At 70.5% G+C, this 16509-nt stretch carries 17 protein-coding genes; 8 read left to right on the top strand and 9 right to left on the bottom strand.

Annotation, left to right across the window (positions count from 1 at the left end; translation table 11 throughout):
- Positions 1-53: 53 nt before the first annotated feature.
- Positions 54-698, bottom strand: coding sequence for a ScbR family autoregulator-binding transcription factor (locus B6R96_RS34675; protein WP_030386663.1), 645 nt, complete (start codon positions 696-698; stop codon positions 54-56).
- A gap of 284 nt (positions 699-982) precedes the next feature.
- Here B6R96_RS34675 and B6R96_RS34680 point away from each other — a divergent pair, with 284 nt between their 5' ends.
- Genes B6R96_RS34680 through B6R96_RS34690 form a run of 3 tightly spaced genes read left to right on the top strand, consistent with a single transcriptional unit; the run spans position 983 to position 3364 of the window.
- Positions 983-2209: an epoxide hydrolase family protein gene (locus B6R96_RS34680; RefSeq protein ID WP_443070003.1), complete on the top strand. Its 1227-nt coding sequence runs from the start codon at positions 983-985 to the stop codon at positions 2207-2209.
- A gap of 10 nt (positions 2210-2219) precedes the next feature.
- The gene (locus B6R96_RS34685) at positions 2220-2726 is read left to right on the top strand and encodes a DinB family protein (RefSeq protein ID WP_081524740.1); all 507 of its coding nucleotides are present in this window, start codon (positions 2220-2222) and stop codon (positions 2724-2726) included.
- Between the two features lie 41 nt (positions 2727-2767).
- Positions 2768-3364 carry an MBL fold metallo-hydrolase gene (locus B6R96_RS34690; RefSeq protein ID WP_081524741.1) on the top strand — a complete coding sequence of 199 codons (597 nt, stop codon included), beginning with the start codon at positions 2768-2770 and terminating at the stop codon, positions 3362-3364.
- Between the two features lie 30 nt (positions 3365-3394).
- Here B6R96_RS34690 and B6R96_RS34695 read toward each other — a convergent pair whose 3' ends face one another.
- Both B6R96_RS34695 and B6R96_RS34700 read right to left on the bottom strand, forming a co-directional pair.
- Complete coding sequence (locus B6R96_RS34695; protein WP_081524742.1) at positions 3395-5380, bottom strand: M48 family metalloprotease; 1986 nt, start codon at positions 5378-5380, stop codon at positions 3395-3397.
- An 88-nt stretch (positions 5381-5468) separates the two neighbouring features.
- Positions 5469-5909, bottom strand: a complete 441-nt coding sequence (locus B6R96_RS34700; RefSeq protein ID WP_081524743.1) for a hypothetical protein — start codon at positions 5907-5909, stop codon at positions 5469-5471.
- A 206-nt stretch (positions 5910-6115) separates the two neighbouring features.
- Here B6R96_RS34700 and B6R96_RS34705 point away from each other — a divergent pair, with 206 nt between their 5' ends.
- Positions 6116-7423 carry an MFS transporter gene (locus tag B6R96_RS34705; RefSeq protein WP_081524744.1) on the top strand — a complete coding sequence of 436 codons (1308 nt, stop codon included), beginning with the start codon at positions 6116-6118 and terminating at the stop codon, positions 7421-7423.
- Here the strand turns inward: B6R96_RS34705 and B6R96_RS34710 are convergent.
- A complete protein-coding gene (locus B6R96_RS34710) occupies positions 7405-7902 on the bottom strand; it encodes a C40 family peptidase (RefSeq protein WP_078626346.1) in 498 nt (165 codons plus the stop codon). The genes B6R96_RS34705 and B6R96_RS34710 overlap by 19 nt on opposite strands.
- A 285-nt stretch (positions 7903-8187) precedes the next feature.
- Here B6R96_RS34710 and B6R96_RS34715 point away from each other — a divergent pair, with 285 nt between their 5' ends.
- Entirely contained in the window at positions 8188-9231 is a 1044-nt protein-coding gene (locus B6R96_RS34715; protein ID WP_081524745.1) for a S66 family peptidase, read from the top strand.
- Positions 9232-9257: 26 nt separating this feature from the next.
- Here the strand turns inward: B6R96_RS34715 and B6R96_RS34720 are convergent, their stop codons facing one another.
- The 4 genes from B6R96_RS34720 to B6R96_RS34735 all read right to left on the bottom strand — a co-directional run bounded on the left by B6R96_RS34720 (position 9258) and on the right by B6R96_RS34735 (position 12193).
- Complete coding sequence (locus B6R96_RS34720) at positions 9258-10070, bottom strand: ABC transporter permease (RefSeq protein WP_081524746.1); 813 nt, start codon at positions 10068-10070, stop codon at positions 9258-9260.
- Positions 10067-11083 carry an ATP-binding cassette domain-containing protein gene (locus tag B6R96_RS34725; RefSeq protein WP_107475644.1) on the bottom strand — a complete coding sequence of 339 codons (1017 nt, stop codon included), beginning with the start codon at positions 11081-11083 and terminating at the stop codon, positions 10067-10069. The genes B6R96_RS34720 and B6R96_RS34725 overlap by 4 nt, the downstream gene beginning before the upstream one ends.
- A 184-nt stretch (positions 11084-11267) precedes the next feature.
- On the bottom strand, positions 11268-11558 hold the full coding sequence (locus tag B6R96_RS34730) for a hypothetical protein (protein ID WP_081524748.1): 291 nt from the start codon (positions 11556-11558) through the stop codon (positions 11268-11270).
- A gap of 149 nt (positions 11559-11707) precedes the next feature.
- On the bottom strand, positions 11708-12193 hold the full coding sequence (locus B6R96_RS34735) for a lamin tail domain-containing protein (protein WP_081524749.1): 486 nt from the start codon (positions 12191-12193) through the stop codon (positions 11708-11710).
- 496 nt (positions 12194-12689) lie between these two features.
- Between B6R96_RS34735 and B6R96_RS34740 the strand changes: the two genes are divergently transcribed.
- The 3 genes from B6R96_RS34740 to B6R96_RS34750 all read left to right on the top strand — a co-directional run bounded on the left by B6R96_RS34740 (position 12690) and on the right by B6R96_RS34750 (position 14958).
- Entirely contained in the window at positions 12690-12935 is a 246-nt protein-coding gene (locus B6R96_RS34740; RefSeq protein ID WP_030386676.1) for a DUF6296 family protein, read from the top strand.
- Positions 12936-13184: 249 nt separating this feature from the next.
- Positions 13185-14243, top strand: coding sequence for a substrate-binding domain-containing protein (locus B6R96_RS34745; RefSeq protein WP_081524750.1), 1059 nt, complete (start codon positions 13185-13187; stop codon positions 14241-14243).
- Between the two features lie 166 nt (positions 14244-14409).
- On the top strand, positions 14410-14958 hold the full coding sequence (locus B6R96_RS34750) for a hypothetical protein (protein WP_081524751.1): 549 nt from the start codon (positions 14410-14412) through the stop codon (positions 14956-14958).
- Between the two features lie 40 nt (positions 14959-14998).
- On the opposite strand, the gene B6R96_RS34755 is transcribed toward B6R96_RS34750, so the two are convergent.
- The gene (locus tag B6R96_RS34755; RefSeq protein ID WP_081524752.1) at positions 14999-16180 is read right to left on the bottom strand and encodes a carboxylate-amine ligase; all 1182 of its coding nucleotides are present in this window, start codon (positions 16178-16180) and stop codon (positions 14999-15001) included.
- Positions 16181-16509: the final 329 nt, after the last annotated feature.

The following is a 16509-nucleotide window of genomic DNA, read 5'->3' on the forward strand; positions in this document are numbered from 1 at the left end:
GCCGTGGCAAGCACCCCCGTGGATCGCCACGGCGTGTGCGAGGCCGTCCTGCGTCAGTGGGTGGGCTCCGGCGGAGCGGCCGCCGGCGTGCCCGTGGGGAGGAAGCGGTCGATGCGCTGAGCGGGGACGATCGTGGGGAGGAGGAAGGTCCACAGGTCGGTGACGCGTTGGTGGAGGTCCTCGCGGCGGGTGCGGACGTACGAGGTGACCTGGATGCCGGTGAAGGCTCCGACGAGCAGCGTCGACAGGGCCCGGACGTCGAGCGACGGGTGGATGTCGCCGCGTTCCTGAGCCGGTGCCAGGCAGCTGCGGCAGGTGTCGATCCAGGTGTCGTAGGGGGTCGGATCAGGATGGGTGAAAGATCCGAACTCGATGACCAGGCGGATTCCGGCGCGGATACGGACGTCTGAACGCAGCCCGACGGCCATTCGGTGGGTGAGGTCGATGACGGTCTGCAGGCCCGGCTCCTCGATGGCGGCGAGGTGTTCGGCGACCTGGAACTGTTCGTCCATCAGGGTGCGGGCGAGGGCCTCCTTCGACGGGAAGTGGAAGTAGAGGGCGCCCTTGGTGACTCCGGCGTGCTTGACGACATCGCTGAGGCTGGTGCCCTCGAACCCGCTGACGTCGAAGGCGGTGGCCGCGCCGGTGAGTATGGCCTGGCGGGTGATCTCGGCCCGCTCCTGTCTCGCCCTCGCCACGTGCGCTCGTCCCCCTGGTCACTTCCCGCGCGGTGGTCGCTGCGGTGTGCCGTCAATGTAGTCGCGCAACTCGAAAGGAAACCAGTCGACAGGTACTTTTTTGTGGACGTGGGCGATCGATTCGGGGAGTTGTGTGACCGTTTGCCTGATTGCTTCTCCGTAGTGACCTGAGTGGACTCCGTAACGGACTTGTGGAGAAGGTGAGTTGACCGCTCCGCAGGTGCGGCGCGAGGCGCGGTGCCGGCCACCGCGAGCCCGGCAGGACCCGGAAGGCACGGCCTACCATGCGGGTCATGAGTGATCATGACGAACGGGTGACCGGATTTCGGCTCGACGTGGCCGAGGGAGAGCTGGACGACCTGCGGGAGCGGCTGGGGCGCGCGCGGTGGCCCGACGAGCTGCCCGGTGTCGGGTCGGCGTACGGCATGCCGCTCGCACGGATGCGGGAGCTCACCCGGTACTGGCGCGAGGAGTACGACTGGCGGGCGGCCGAGGCCCGGCTGAACGAGTGGCCGCAGTTCACCACCGTCATCGACGGGGCACGGGTGCACTTCGCGCACCTGCGCTCGCCCGAGCCGGACGCGACCCCGCTGCTCATGACGCACGGCTGGCCCGGATCACTGGTGGAGTTCCAGCGCGTCGCGGGACCGCTGACGGATCCGCGCGCCCACGGCGGTGACCCGGCGGACGCCTTCCACCTGGTGCTGCCGAGCATCCCCGGCTTCGGACTCTCGGGGCCCACGACCGAGCCGGGCTGGGAGTTCAAACGCGTGGCCCGCGCCTTCGGCGTCCTGATGGAACGGCTGGGATACCCCTCGTACGGGGTGCAGGGCGGCGACTGGGGAGCCGCGATCTCCCGGGAGCTCGGGCGGATCCGGCCGGACCGCGTCATCGGCGTGCACCTGAACCTGCTGCCCGGGGGCGGGGCCACCACCGAACCACGACCGGAGGAATTGGCCGCACTGTCCCCCGCCGAACGGGCGCGGACGCTGGCGTCCTGGGAGCGGTACCGGGTCTGGGCACGCGAGCGGCAGGGATACGCGGACATCCAGGCGACCCGGCCGCAGACCCTCGCGTACGGGCTGAACGACTCGCCGGTCGGCCTGCTCGCCTGGATCGTCGAGAAGTTCGACGAGTGGAGCGACCCCGCCTGCCCCGTGGACCGGGACCAGATGCTGACCAACGTGATGCTGTACTGGCTCACCGGCACGGCCGGCAGCGCGGCCCGGATCTACTACGAGCGCGCCCACGCCGCCTACGCCGGCCGCCCGCCCGAGGTGTCGCGCACCCCGACCGCACTGGCCGACTTCCCGCGGGACAACTTCATCCCGCTGCGCCACATCGCCGCGCGCACCGACACCTTCGTGCGCTGGACCTCGTACGACCGCGGAGGCCACTTCCCGGCCATGGAAGTGCCGGACCTGCTGGTCGGGGACATCCGTGCCTTCTTCCGGCAGCTGCACCGACCGGCAGCCGCAAACACGGTGGGCGGGGGACGGGCTCCGATGTGATGATCACCCCATGATCGACGAACAGAGACACCAGCCCGTTCTGGTGGGCGACGAACGCGCCACCTTGACCAGCATCCTGCAGTGGCAGCGGGACACCCTGATGATGAAGTGCGCGGGGCTGACCGAGGAGCAGCTGCGGATGAAAGCGGTGCCCCCGTCCGGGCTGAGCCTGCTGGGGCTCGTGCGCCACCTCGCCGAGGTCGAGCGCGGATGGTTCCGCAACGTCCTGGCCGGCGAGGACGTACGCGGCCACTTCCCGAAGAACGAGGCGGGCGAGTGGACGGAGTTCCACGTCGAGGACGCGGACGTGGCCGACTCGTTCAGGATCTGGGACCAGGCGTGCGAGCGGTCGCGCGAGATCGTGGACGCTGCCGAGTCCCTCGACGTGACGGGGGACTTCGGCGACCGGCCGTACTCGCTGCACTACATCCTGACCCACATGATCGAGGAGTACGCCCGCCACAACGGGCACGCGGACCTGCTGCGCGAGGTCATCGACGGGGCGACGGGAGAATAATCGCTGCGCGGCGGGACACGGCGGCGGTACGGTCCGAGGTCATGCTGATCACGAAGTACACCCACGCCTGTGTCCGGATCGAGCAGGACGGCCGCGTTCTCGTCATCGACCCCGGGACGTGGAGCGAACCGGCCGCCCTGGCCGGTGCCGACGCCGTAGTGGTGACGCACGAACACGCCGACCACATCGATGTGCTGCGCCTGGCCGGTCTCGGCGTGCCGGTCCACGCCCCGGCCGACGCCGACATACCCGGGCTGGAGGTCAACAAGGTGTCCGCCGGTACGGAGTTCACCGCGGCCGGCTTCCGCATCCGGCCGGTGGGCGGGCGCCACGCTTTCATCTACGGCGGCGAGCCCGACTGCGCGAACCTCGGCTACGTCATCGATGACGCGGTCTACCACCCGGGTGACTCGCTGCACGTGCCCGACCAGGAGATCGAGACGCTCCTGGTTCCGGTGCACGGTTCGTGGCTGAAGACGGTGGAGGCGATCGACTTCGTCAAAGCCGTCGCCCCCCAGCGGGCGTTCGCCATCCATGACGCCCAGATCAACGAGCGCGGCCTCGCCAGCGTCAACGGCTGGCTCGGCGAGGAGACCGCCCACGGCTACCGGTACCTGCGCCCCGGCGAATCCCTCTGAGCCCCCGGCCCCCGCCCGGCGGTGCCCCTGTCAGAGGGGCGACCGGACCCGGTACTCCATCAGGTGGGCGTAGTCGATCAGCAAGGTGGTAACGGCCGCGGCGATCCCGGCCGACAGCGGGGGCAGCAGGTACAGCACTGCTCGATGCGGCGGCCGGGATCGGGACGGGAGCAGGGGGACGAACGCGGCGAGGAGCAGGACGGTTACGGCCAGGACCGCGAGCGGTATCACCAGGAAATGGCGGGCCGTTCCGACGGGGTCGCTCCAGACCGTCGCCCACCGGATGTAGATGGCGACGAAGGCGAGAACGGTGGCCGGCGGCGCGGCTCGGAGGAGATGGGGCACCGCGTCGGCCCGTGCGACGACGAGGACGGCCAGGGCCACGGCCAGGCCGGCTCCGGCCGCCGACCACATGTCGAGCAGTTGGACCGAGGCCTTCTGGCTCTTCTCGACGGTCGCTTCCGTCAGCAGGCGTACCGCGCAGGACGCTGCTGCTGCCGCGGCGGCGGAGAGCAGAATGATCGCCGGTGGGATCCGCGAGGCCGTCGTGCCCCGCAGACGCCAGGCGAACAGGCAGCCCAGCACGGCGGCGACCGTGAGGGGCAGGGCCCACTGCGCGTCGCCGGCGAGGATCAGGTATGCGGACGGTTTCCACAGCTGCACGGAGAACGATGAGACCGTGCCGATCCAGAACGCGAGTCCGTACAGGATCGTGGTCACCAGCATCGGCACCGCCCAGCCGTCGGTGCGCCCGGTACGCCACCGAGCCCGGGCCAACGACACGCAGATCACCGTCGCTCCGGCGGTCGCCAGCGGAAGGGTGAGCAGCACCCACAGGCTGCCGTACGGGCTCTCACCGGCCACGCCGGTGCGATTGACCCCGATGAACAGCCCGATCGGCACCGCCAACGGGACGGTCAGGTACACGCCCGCGCGGTGCCGCCGGGGTGCCCGCGAGTCCGGCGGCTGCTGGTGCCACCATGCCGGACCGCACGTGACCGCCAACAGCACGCCGGCGAGCAGGGCGTCGATCGCGGGGGTCCAAGGGGCAACCGCCGTGGCGGTGAAGGCCGGAGTGGTCACCGCGTTGGAGGCCGTGAGAACGGTTACCGCGAGGACTGCGGCCACCGACTCGTCAAGACGGCCGAGCACAGCGGGCGGTGTCCGGTTGGCCAGGTACGTCAGCCGTTGCTGCGGGGTGGGATGCGTCCCCGCCACGCGCTCCCGCAGCGAACGTGGTTGGGCCTTCGCCTGCTCGAGCATGGCGGTCAGGCCGGGAGCCGCGCCGTCGGCCGCGGCGCAGGCGTCCGCCTCGTGTTCCCGGGCCCGGCCGATGCGCGCGGCGATGATCCATGCGGCCACGGCCAGCAGAGCGACGCGGGCGGCGTAGTCCAGCCAGCTCCAGCTCAGCAACGAACCCAGTACCGAACGGTCGGGCTTGGCGAGCGCCGCAATCGTGGTCACGACCAGCGGAACCACGGCGACCATCGGCAGCGCCCATCGCAGCCCACGGACCAGCCACACCAGGCGCACGTCGCCGGCGGCGACGTGCGCGCTCTCGTGGCGCAGCACCGCTTCGATCTGAGCCGCGGGCCGGCGCCGTGCGCCGCGCGGCATCACGATGTGCGGCTTGCCCCGGTACTGGACGGTGAACGGCTCGACGAGCCCGGGCCCGCCGAGCAGCACCGGCGGGCCCGGGGAGGACCAGCGGGCCGGAGGATCGGACAGCGGTCCGACCTGCCGCACCAACCGGCGCGGCAGCCACCAGGTCAGAATCAGCCCTGACGCGACGATCGCTGCTCCGCCCGCGAACCCGGACGCGGCCCGCACCCGCTCCGCCGGGGCGAAGCAGGCGAAGAAGATCGTCCGGGCTTCGAGCCGCTTCTGCGGATCGTCGGGCGGTGGCGGTGCGACGGACTGTTCACACCTCTTCCCCGCGTCGGTCCACGCCGTCCCGTGCACTTCGTTGAAGATCAGTGCCCCGGCGGTGATCCCGGCGACCGCCAGAACGACCATCAGCAGCAGGTAATGTCCGCGGGTCGGTGACGTGATCTGGTGCGGACGCGCACGATCCCCAGCTGCTTCTGCATCCGTCGCCAAGACCTCAGTCACGCGTGCCGCCCCTGCGCAGGCGCAGCGCCCCGACCACGGCCAGACCCAGGGTGGCGGCCTCCTCGGGGGTGACCTTCCCCTGGAGCATCAGGACGACTGCGGCGCACACCTCCTCTTCCTGCTCCGGGGCCAACGGGACGAACGGGTCCTGCGCGTGGCCACGCAGCCGCGCCAGTCCCGCCTTCGTCCTCTCGCTCACCACCGCCGAGGCCTGCTCCGCGAGAGCGCCGCCCACCGCGCCGAGCAGCGCCGCCACCGCGGGAAGCACGTAGTCGGCCAGCGGCAGCATGTCGACACCCATGCCGACCGGCGGCCGCACCCGAGAGCGGCCCTCCCGCTCAATCCGCTCCAGGGCTGCGTCAAGGTCCTCGACTTCGTCCGGGTAGGACGACAGGAGAGCCTCCCGCGTCACTTCCACGACCACAGGGTCCACACGAACTCCTCACGCTCGATGACCACTCGGTTCCCCCGTCCCGCAACGCCGGCACCGGCCGACTCGCGCAGAGTCGGTCAAAACCACCACCGGCATGCAGCAAGGTAGTCCGCAGCAGCGTCCTCCACGCGTGGTTTCGGTGAACGTCCCCGAAGCGGGATCGCACGGCAAACGCACGGCGAACGCAACTCGGTAGTCTTCGTCGAATGCTTCGACAGGGATCTCTCGCCACACTGCGGCACAAGCCGTTCAGGCTGTTTCTTCTGGCACGGCTCGTCTCGATGAGCGGAACGGCGATGGCCCCCGTGGCCCTGGCCTTCGCGGTACTCGGATTCGACAGCGGGCCGGCATCCCTGGCGATCGTCCTCGCCGCCAACACGGCTCCGCAGCTCGTCCTGCTCCTCGTCGGAGGAGTGCTCGCGGACCGGTTCTCCCGTCAACGGGTCATGGTGATAGGCAACTTGATACCGGCCGTCACCCAGGGCTGCGTCGCCCTCCTCGTGGTGTCCGGTACGGCCACGACAGGGCGGATCGCCCTGTTCGCGGCGCTGGCGGGCTGTGCGTCGGCGCTGACCCAGCCCGCCATGAACAGTGTGCTGCCGCAGCTCGTCGATCCCGGCGAGCTGCAGCAGGCCAACGCGCTGATGCGGTTGCCGAGCAACCTGATCCGCATCCTCGCGCCGGCGGTCGGCGGCGTCCTCGTCGCGCTCGTCGGCCCGGAGCTGACCCTGGGCTGGGACGCCGCCAGCTTCGCGGTCGCGGCCCTCCTCTGCAGCCGTCTCGGCGTGTCCGGACCCGCCAGGACGCCGGCTTCAGTGTTCCGCGACTTCAAGGATGGCTGGAGGGAGTTCTCCCGTCTCTTCTGGATCTGGTCCTATGTGCTGTCCGGCACCGTGGTCGTCGCCCTCTGGCTCGGCGGCTATCAACTCCTCGGTCCCGTCGTGGCCGTGAACGGCCGACTGGGCGCTCCCTCCTGGGGCATCGTCCAAGGGGCCTTCGCAGCAGGCCTGTTCCTGGGCGGAGTCGTTTCGCTCACATGGAAACCGTCCAGGATCATGGTCGTGTGCGTATGCGCCAACGTGCCTCTCGCGCTGCCCCTCGTCGCGCTCGCCGAGGGCGCGCCGCTCGCCGTGCTGGCGGGGGCGGCCGTCCTGGCGGGCATCGGCCTGGACATCGCGATCGTGTGCTGGAGCACCGCCGTGCAGGAACATCTGCCGTCCGAGGTGCTCGGGCGGGTCAGCTCCTTCAGCTCGGCCGGTGAGCTCATGTCCGTGCCGCTGGGCTACCTGGTCGTGGGCGCCGCCGCGACCTCCCTGGGCACGGAGGCCGTCCTTGTCTGGAGTGCGGTTCTGATGACGGCGGCGAGTCTGGTGCTGCTGCTGGCCCCGAGCGTGTGGGCGGTCCGCAGGCTGTCCGCCGGCCCCGGACCGGCCGCGGCAGCGGCGGGAGGCCAGGACCACCGGGACGGCCGGAGCCGGACCGGCCGGGCGCCGGATCAGGTGGCCCGCCCATAGCGGACCGATGAGCTCCAGATCCGCTCCAGCCGCACCCGGGTGCCGGGGCGTGGGGCGTGCCAGATCCGGTTGTCGCCGGCGTAGATCCCGACATGGGTCATGGTCGCGCCGCTCGGGAAGAAGACCAGGTCACCGGCCGCGCGATCGGCCTCGGGGATGTGACGGGTGTGCTCGTACTGCTGGTCGGCGGTGCGTGGGAGCCGTTTGCCCGCCTTCTTGAAGGCGTAGAGGGTGAGGCCCGAGCAGTCGAAGCGTTTGGGACCGGTGGCGCCGTAGGCATACGGCGAGCCCTGTTTGGAGGCGGCCACCGCGACGGCTCTGGCGCCATAGGGGGCGGCGGCGTGCGCCGGGGCCGCGGGGCCGCTGAGTGCGGCGGCCGTCAGGAGGAGCAGGGAGAGGACGGCGCGTGCTCTGGGGCAACAGCACGTGGGGGGAAGGCCCTTGGGGACCTTTCGGAAGTCGGTCCTGAAGCAGGACATCGTGACACCTCCGCAATCGGTTGGCAGGTAACAGTCAGGTCAGTGGTCGTGGTCCTGTTCTCGGTCGGATGCGTCATGGCTCTGACGGCGGACCAGTTTTCTCCGACGTGACGTGCCGAACCGTGTCGGACACAGTGGTATTTGTCTCGATTTTGCATTCGATTCGAGATCATAGGAATGAATGACCATCCGACATGCGTGCCCGAAATGTCTGTTCGAGTGGTGGGCGCAGGCGGGTCGCACGGCCCCGCGCGGCCACGATCCGCCAACTTCTATGATCATCAGATGTCAGATCCTCGCTATCCCGCGAAGCCCCGCCCCGGAGACCCGGTCGCCGTGCTGTCCCCCTCGTCCGGCCTCCCCGGCCTGTTCCCACTGCCCTTCGAGTTGGGCGTGCGCCGGCTCCAGGAGGACTTCGGCCTGACGGTGGTGGAGTATCCGACGACCCGGACGATGGGTGCGACGCCCGAGGAGCGGGCCGCGGACATCCACGCCGCCTTCGCAGACCCGGACATCAAGGCGGTGATCGCCAGCATCGGCGGCGACGACCAGATCACCGTCCTGCCCCACCTCGACCGTGACCTGCTGCGCGCCAGTCCCAAGCCGTTCTTCGGCTACAGCGACAACACCAACCTGCTGTTGTTCCTGCGGGACTTGGGGATCGTCGGCTACCACGGCGGCTCGGTCATGGTCGAGCTCGGACGGCCCGGCGCGCTGCACCCGTCGACCGCCGCCTCCCTCCGGGCGGCGCTGTTCACCTCGGGCGAGTTCGAGCTCACCGCGGCAAGCACCTACGGCGACGTCAACAGCCCCTGGGAGGACCCGCAGACCTTCGCGTCCGAGCCCTGCATGGAACCCGCCGACGGCTGGTCCTGGCACAACGCCGGCCGCGTCGTCGAGGGCATCGGCTGGGGCGGCAACCTGGAGGTCATCTCCTGGATGCTGATGGCCGACCGTGCGATCCAACCGGCCGAGACGTACGCCGGAAACGTGCTCTTCCTGGAGACGTCCGAGGAGATGCCGCGCGCCGAAGAGGTCTACCGGATCCTGCGGAGCATGGGTGAACGCGGGCTGCTGCGACAGTTCCCCGCACTGCTCATGGGCCGGGCGAAGAGCTGGTCCTTCGAGAACCGGCTGGGTGCCCGGGACAAGGCCCAATTCCGCCTGCGTCAGCGCGAGGCCGTCCTGAGGGCCCTCCAGGAGTACGCCCCCGACACCATGGTCGTGTTCGACGTCGACCTGGGCCACACCGACCCGCAGCTCGTGATCCCCGTCGGCGGCCGCATCCGGGTGGACGGCCGGGCACGCAGGATCCTCGTCACCTACTGAGCCGGAGCCGGTGCCGGAGCCGGCGTTCAGTGGCTCTCGGAGCGGTAGGCGCGCATCGCCAGCGGCATGAAGACCGCGGTGATGCCCGCCGCCCAGAGCAGCGACCACAGGATCGGTCCGCCCGCCGGAGTGCCGAGCAGCAGCCCGCGGAACGCGTCCGACAGGTGCGTCACCGGATTGACCTGCACCCATGCCTGGAGCCACCCGGGCATGGTGTCCACCTCGACGAACGCGCTGCTCGTGAAGGTGAGCGGAAAGATGAAGGTGAACGCATAGACCTGCACCTTCTCCGCGTCCCCGGCCACCATCCCGATCAGCACCGCCGTCCACGACACGGCCGCGGCGAACGTGAGCAGCAGCAGGGCCGCCCCGATGAAGCCCGCCGGACCGCCGGTTATCTCGAAGCCCAGCACGAGGCCCAGCGCGATCATCAGGAGCATGGCCCACAGCTGCTTGGCCAAGTCGGCCACGATCCGCCCGAACAACGGGGCCGAACGGGCGATCGGCAGGCTGCGGAGCCGGTCGAACACGCCCTTGGTCAGGTCGGTGTTCAACGACATGGCGGTATACATGCTCATGAACAGCGTGTTCTGAACGATGATCCCGGCCAGCGCGTACTGGAGGTATTCCTGAGGGGAGCCCGCCATCTGCCCGCCGAAGACGTAGGTGAACAGGAACACGAACATGATCGGCGTGATGCTGTAGTCGACGAGCTCCAGCGGGTTGTGCTTCACCGAGACCAGGCTGCGCCATGCCATGGTGGCGGTTTGCCGCAGTGCGGGCAGGGGCCGCACCCTTCCACCGCGCCCCAGGCCGTCCGTGAGGATCGTGCCGGTCATGACGGCCTCCCCGCCTCCGCGTACGCGCTGTCGCCGCCGGCGTCATCGGCGTCATCGGCGTCGTCCCGAGGGGTGGCGGTCTGCTCGGCCCGGTGGCCGGTCAGGGCGATGAACACCTCGTCGAGGGTCGAACGGCGCAGGGTGAGCTCCCCGACGGGAATGCCCGACTGGTCGAGCCGACGTACGACACGCGGCATGAGCGCCGGATCGTTGACGGGGGCGAGGATCCCGCCGCCCTCGGTCTTGGTCTGCGGACCGGCCTCCTGCGCGACCACGCCGTGCGCCGCGTCGAGATCGGCGGCGCGGACCGGCCGCAGGTGCAGTACCTGACCGCCGACCTGGGCCTTCAGCTCGTCCGGTGTACCGCCGGCGATCACCCGGCCGTTGTCGATCACCACGATGCTGTCGGCGAGCCGGTCCGCCTCGTCCAGGTACTGCGTGGTCAGCAGCGTGGTCATGCCCTCCGCCACCAGGGCGCGCAGCATGTCCCACACCTCCCCGCGGCTGTGCGGATCGAGCCCGGTGGTCGGCTCGTCCAGGAAGAGGATCTGCGGTCGTCCGACCAGGCTCGCCGCGAGGTCCAGACGCCGCCTCATCCCGCCCGAGTAGGTCTTCACGGCCCGCCCCGCCGCGTCACTCAGGTGAAAGCGGTCGAGCAGCTCCGCGGAGCGGGCCCGGGCCCCGCCGCGCGACATGCCGAGCAGACGCCCGATCATCAGCAGGTTCTCCGTGCCGCTCATGTTCTCGTCGACGGCCGCGTACTGCCCGGTCAGCCCGATGAGCGACCGGACCCGGCCCGCCTCCCGCACCACGTCGTGCCCGCCCACCTCGGCCCGTCCCTCGTCCGGGCGCAGCAGCGTGGCGAAGATGCGGACCGCGGTGGTCTTGCCCGCACCGTTGGGACCCAGCAGGCCGAGCACGGTACCCGCCGGAACCTCAAGGTCGACCCCGGCCAGAGCGCGGGTCTCCTTGAACCGCTTGGCCAGGCCCTCGGCCTGGATCGCGTACCTCACGGGATCACCTCGTCCGGTGCGGGGTTCGGCATCCCTTCCACTGTGACCCATGCCACTGACACTCGGCTCGCCGGCGGATCCGCCGCCCCGCCCCGCCGCGGGGGCACCGGACTCGCGGATCAGCCGCCAACTGTCGCGCACCGCCCGGCGGCTGCTCGACCTGTGAGGGCGCTCCCCGTGCGATCTACGAGGCGCGGTGCTGCTCGGTGCCGCAGCAGGCCGCGACGATGGGCCGGGGAGCTATCCGCATCCGGTCCTGCGCGTACTCCACGGTCTCGCCCGGGAGGATCAGCAGCCCGGGTTCCTCGTCCTCATCGGCCGCACCGATCGGCTGCACCTGCACGGCCGGGCCGAGGCCGCCGGCCATGAACACCGTCGGGTCGACCTCCCAGCCGTGCACGGCGAGCCACAGCTCCAGCGCCGCCGTGTCCCGAGCCTCCGCGCCGCGCGGCCATTCGAACGTCGATCTCCCCATCCCTGCCCCCTGTAGGTGGTTGGATCACCGCGGCCGATCCTGCCACCCACCACTGACAGTTGCCGCACATTATCGCGCCGTGTCGGCACACACGGGCGTGCCCGCACCCCCGCCTCGCGCGGGGGTGCGGGCACGCCGAACCGGTCGGGTCAGCCGTTGCGGTGGTGGCGGCGGCCGTTCCAGGAGTCGCTGTCGACGACGTTGCCGCGGTTGTCGCGGAGGGTGGCGGTGTCGCGCTCGTCCCAGATCTGGTGGCGGCGGTCCTGGTAGACGTCGCGGCGGGTGTCGCGGCCGTGGCCCGTGTGGACCTTGACGCTGGAGCGGCCGTCCAGGCGGAAGTCGGCGAAGCGGTAGCGGTTGCCCTGGCGGTCGGTGAGGGTGAAGCCCCGCAGGTTGACGCCGTGGCGGCCGGTGTTCTTCACTTCGACCCATTCGCGGTTGAGCGCCCGGGCGGAGCGGTCGCGGCTGCCGCCGCCGTACTGGACATCGCTGATGACGATCGAGGATGCCGGGGCCCGGTGGTCGCGGTCGCGCCGGTGGTCGTCGGCGGTGGCCGGGAGGGCGGCGGCGCCGACCAGGGCACCTGCGGCCAGGAAGGCGGCGACGACCCGGCGGGTGGCGAGAGAAGCAGACATGAAGATGACCCCTTCAACAGACAGCAGCCCTGCCCGGCTTGTGTACGGCGGGTGGGCTTCGAACAGTTCCCGGCGTCCTGCCGAGGAGCCACACTCTGGCCCTCCAACGCCACCAAACGCCACCAATTCGGGGCGTGTTGCAAAATACGGACCTTTCGGTGACTGTCCCTTGTAACGGACACACGTCAAGCCTGTGCTGACGCGACCGGCCGGACCCCGGATGCCAGGCCTTGGCGGGCCCGGCATCCGGGGTCCGGCCGCCCGGAGGGCCTTCGCGTGCGACGCGCTCCGGCCCTGCGCCGAACGGGTTCAGGTCTGCGTAACAGCCGCTCGCACCGTTTCTTCGCACACACTCACGCACCTGGTTCCGATGTTCTGCATCCCGGGAGCGGCGGGGGCCGTCAAGCCCCGCTCTGCCCGATAATGGGACGGAAAGGGCGTTCGCCCGCTGGTGGAACCATTCGCCCCGAAGGTGTCGGGCGCAGAGGAGGCCGTAATGGGACGGGACAGCACGTATGAACTGGTATTCGTCGCCCCCGAGCATGCAGCGCCGGGCGAGGAGGAATCGGTCCTCGTGCACCGCACCGACCGGTCCGGCCCCGGAGGCCACCCGATCTACGCAGACGAAACCGGCATCGTGCAGGCGGAGATCAGCGACCAGGGTGACGTACGCATGATCGCGAGCGGCGGCCACCAGGAACCCGCCTCGCGGGTCAGGGTTCGTCCGGTATCCGCAGGCTGAGGTTTTGCTTCATAAGTTGAATCGTTGCAGTGGAATCAATGATGGTGAATTGCCACTGAAAGGCCTGAATGGGCGAATGCGGACAGTGATGGCAACGTTGCCATCACGTTAACAATTCACTTCTTGACGAGGGTGTCAGTGCCGAGTTGACTGCCTCTACCTCGGCCGCAAGGACACGGCCTCGTCAGGGAGGTTTACATCGTGAACGCATATCTGGGTCGTGCCGCCGTCGTGGTCGCAGCTTCGGCCATGACCGTCTCGCTCACCGCCTGCGGCAGCGGGGAGGACGCGGACGGAAGACCGGGCGGCTCTGTCAAGGACGACGCGATCAAGGTCGGTCTGCTGCTTCCGGAGGACCAGACCGCGCGTTACGAGAACTTTGACAAGCCGCTGATCGAGAAGGAAATAGCCAGGCTCACCCGCGGCAGGGGCAAAGTGGTTTATGCCAATGCCAAGCAGGACGCGAGCGCCCAGAACACCCAGGTCGACGCAATGATCACCGCCAAGGTGAACGCTCTGATCATCGACGCCGTGGACTCCAAGGCGATCGCGGGAGCCGTGAAGCGGGCCAAGGACGCGGGAATTCCGGTCATCGCCTACGACCGGCTGGCGGAAGGCCCCATCGACGCCTACACCTCCTTCGACAACGAGGACGTCGGCCGCGTCCAGGGCAAGGCACTGCTCGACGCGCTGGGTGACAAGGCCACGGCCGGCCAGCTCGTCATGGTGAACGGTTCCGTCACCGACCCGAACGCCAAGCAGTTCAAGACCGGTGCGCACTCCGTCCTCGACGGCAAGGTGAACGTCGGCAAGGAGTACGACACCGTCGAGTGGAAGCCGGAGAACGCCAACGCCAATATGGCGGCCGCCCTCTCGGCGCTCGGCAAGGGCAGGATCGTGGGCGTCTACTCGGCCAACGACGGCATGGCCGGCGGCATCATCGCCGCCCTCAAGGCGGCCGGCGTCTCCCCGCTCCCGCCGGTCACCGGCCAGGACGCCGAACTCGCCGGTGTGCAGCGCATCGTGGCGGGCGAGCAGTACATGACGGTCTACAAGCGCTACGCCCCCGAGGCCTCGGCCGCCGCGGAGATGGCCGTAGCCCTCGCCAAGGGCGAGAAGATCGACGGGCTCATCAACCAGATCGTGGACAGTCCGACCACCAAGCGCGTGCCGGCGGTCCTCGTTCCCGGCGTCGCGGTGACCCGGAACAACGTCAAGTCCACGGTGGTCGATGACGGCGTCTTCACGGTCGCCGCGATCTGCACCGAAAGGATCAAGGCCGCGTGCGAGGAGATCGGCCTGAAGTAGCGGGCCCGCGGTGGTAGGCCGCGGGAGCGGTTCGGGGGAGTGCCGAAGGGCGTGTCGGGCGCGTGTGGCCGTGGCCACCGTTTCGATCGGAACATTCCCTTTCGGCCGATCGGCTGGATACCGTGAGGATCCGATCCCCTCACCCCCTGGTCCGGATGGTCAGCCCGTGTCCGCAGACTCCTCCTCGCTCTCGTCCCTGATCGCCGCGACCGCGCACTGGCTCACCCGTGCCTACCCCGCCGACGGCGGCGCCCTGCAGCGCGGCCTGGCCGAGGTGCAGGCCCGCCAGGCGGTCACGGTCGCGGCCTGGCTCTGCTACCCGACCGACCTCGATGCGCAGCTGGTCGTCCTGACCGGGCCCGGCGGATCGGATCGGATCGACCGGATCACCGGCACGGACTCCCGCGTGCGGACCGCCGACACCGACGCCGAGTATGACGAGGCCTGGCGCTCGTGGGTGGACGAGGTCGTGGCCAGCTGGGCCGCCTGCCTGCTGAGCCACCCCGACCTGGCCGCCGCGGCGACCCGGGCCCTGGCCGGCATCGATCACGGCAGCGCCGTCCCCCTCGCGTTCCACCGTCTGACCCGGCCGAGGGCGGCCGACCACGAGGCGGCCGCCCTGATGCGGCACCCCGACCTCCTCGAGCCGATAGCCCGGCTGCACCGGCCCCGGCTCCTGGTACGTCTCGACGTGGAAACCACCCTGGCCGGGTAGCGCCGGCCCGGTGCCGTCCACGGGCCATGCGCCCCGGACCTCAGGCACCGCGGGTCAGGTCGGCCAGCCCGTCGACCACGTACCGCAACCGGCCCGAGCGGTCGAGGGCGGCACGCTGGCGGGCCGCCCCCGTGCCCTTCCTGCGCAGCGCGTCCAGCAGGCGGTCGACCTCCGCCTCGTCCCCCGCCGCTTGTAGCCCCGGCCCGGCCGCCCTGACCAGGGCCGCGATCAGCGTCTGCGCCGGTATGTAGTCCCCGGTGAACGGGTCGAGGGCGAAACCGCCGGCTCCGTACCGCGCCGCGCACCGGTGCGCGGCGGACAGCCGCGCGACGGAGACGTCGGGCGGCGGCCGGCCCTCGTCGGCCCCGGCGAGGAAGGTGGCGCAGAGGCCGCGCAGCAGCAGGGCGACGAGGAGGGTGGTGTCGAGGTCGGCATTGCTGTCCGTGACCCGGAACTCGATCGTCGGCTGGTGTTCCGACGGGCGGGCGAACCAGTAGATCATCCGGCGGTCCAGGAGGATGCCGGAGGACACCAGGGCCTCCGCCGTCTCCTCGTACGAGGCAGGGTCGAGCAGCGGGGTGGGGCCGGCCGTGGGCCAGCGGCCGAATTCCAGGGCCCGCCAGCTGGAGAAGCCGGTGTCCAGACCGCCCGCGAACGGCGAGTTCACGGCCAGGGCCTGGAGGGCGGGGAGCCAGGGGCGCACGTGGTTGGCCAGGAACAGGGCCTGCGCGCGGTCGGCGGTGCCCACATGGATGTGGCATCCGCACACGATGCCCAGCCTGCCGTCGACCAGGGCGCCGAAGTGCCGGGCCATGCGGCGGTAGCGGGGCGTGTCGGTCACCGGGATCGGCGCCGACGGTGCCACCACGGGGGTGCCGGAAGCGACGAGCAGGCAGTGGGAGGCGCGCGCCGCTTCGGCGACGGTGGCCCGGAGGTGGCGGAGCTGGGCCCGTAGGTCGCCGGCGTCGGTCGTGGGCCGGGTGCAGGTCTCGACCATGCAGCGGTAGAACTCCGACTGCACCAGCTCGCCCAGCGGGTACGAAGCCGCCCGGATCACCGGATCGGCGCGTGCCACGGGTGCCCTGGTCAGACGGTCGACGAGCAGGAACTCCTCTTCGACCCCCATGGTGGACACCACGGGGGCGCCGCTGGCGGCGAGCGCCGGGCCCGGGCCGAGGCCCGGGGCGCCGGCCGGAAGGCTGCGCGGCTCGGTAGTGGTCATATAGCCCATTTACCCCGAAACCGATCCCGAAACAGCTCATCGGACGGGTGGGCTCGAACCGGCGTGATGCGCGCCCGTCCGGGCAGGCGCAGGTTGTACGCCGCCCGCCCCCGCGCGAAGGAGCAGCAGGTGAACCGTACGGAAGGGACCACCGGGCCGGAGCCCGAGGGGCCCGGACCCACACCCACCACGCCGGATCCGGTGCCACGGGACCCCCGCCCGGCCGACCCGGGAGGGCCACCGCCCGAACCGGCGCGCCCGGGCCCCGCTCCCGGCACGCCGCCGCCGGTACCGGAGCCCCCGGACTGACCGGACCGGCCACCGGACCC

Origin of the sequence: Streptomyces sp. Sge12 (genome assembly GCF_002080455.1) — a bacterium.
Lineage (GTDB): Bacteria > Actinomycetota > Actinomycetes > Streptomycetales > Streptomycetaceae > Streptomyces.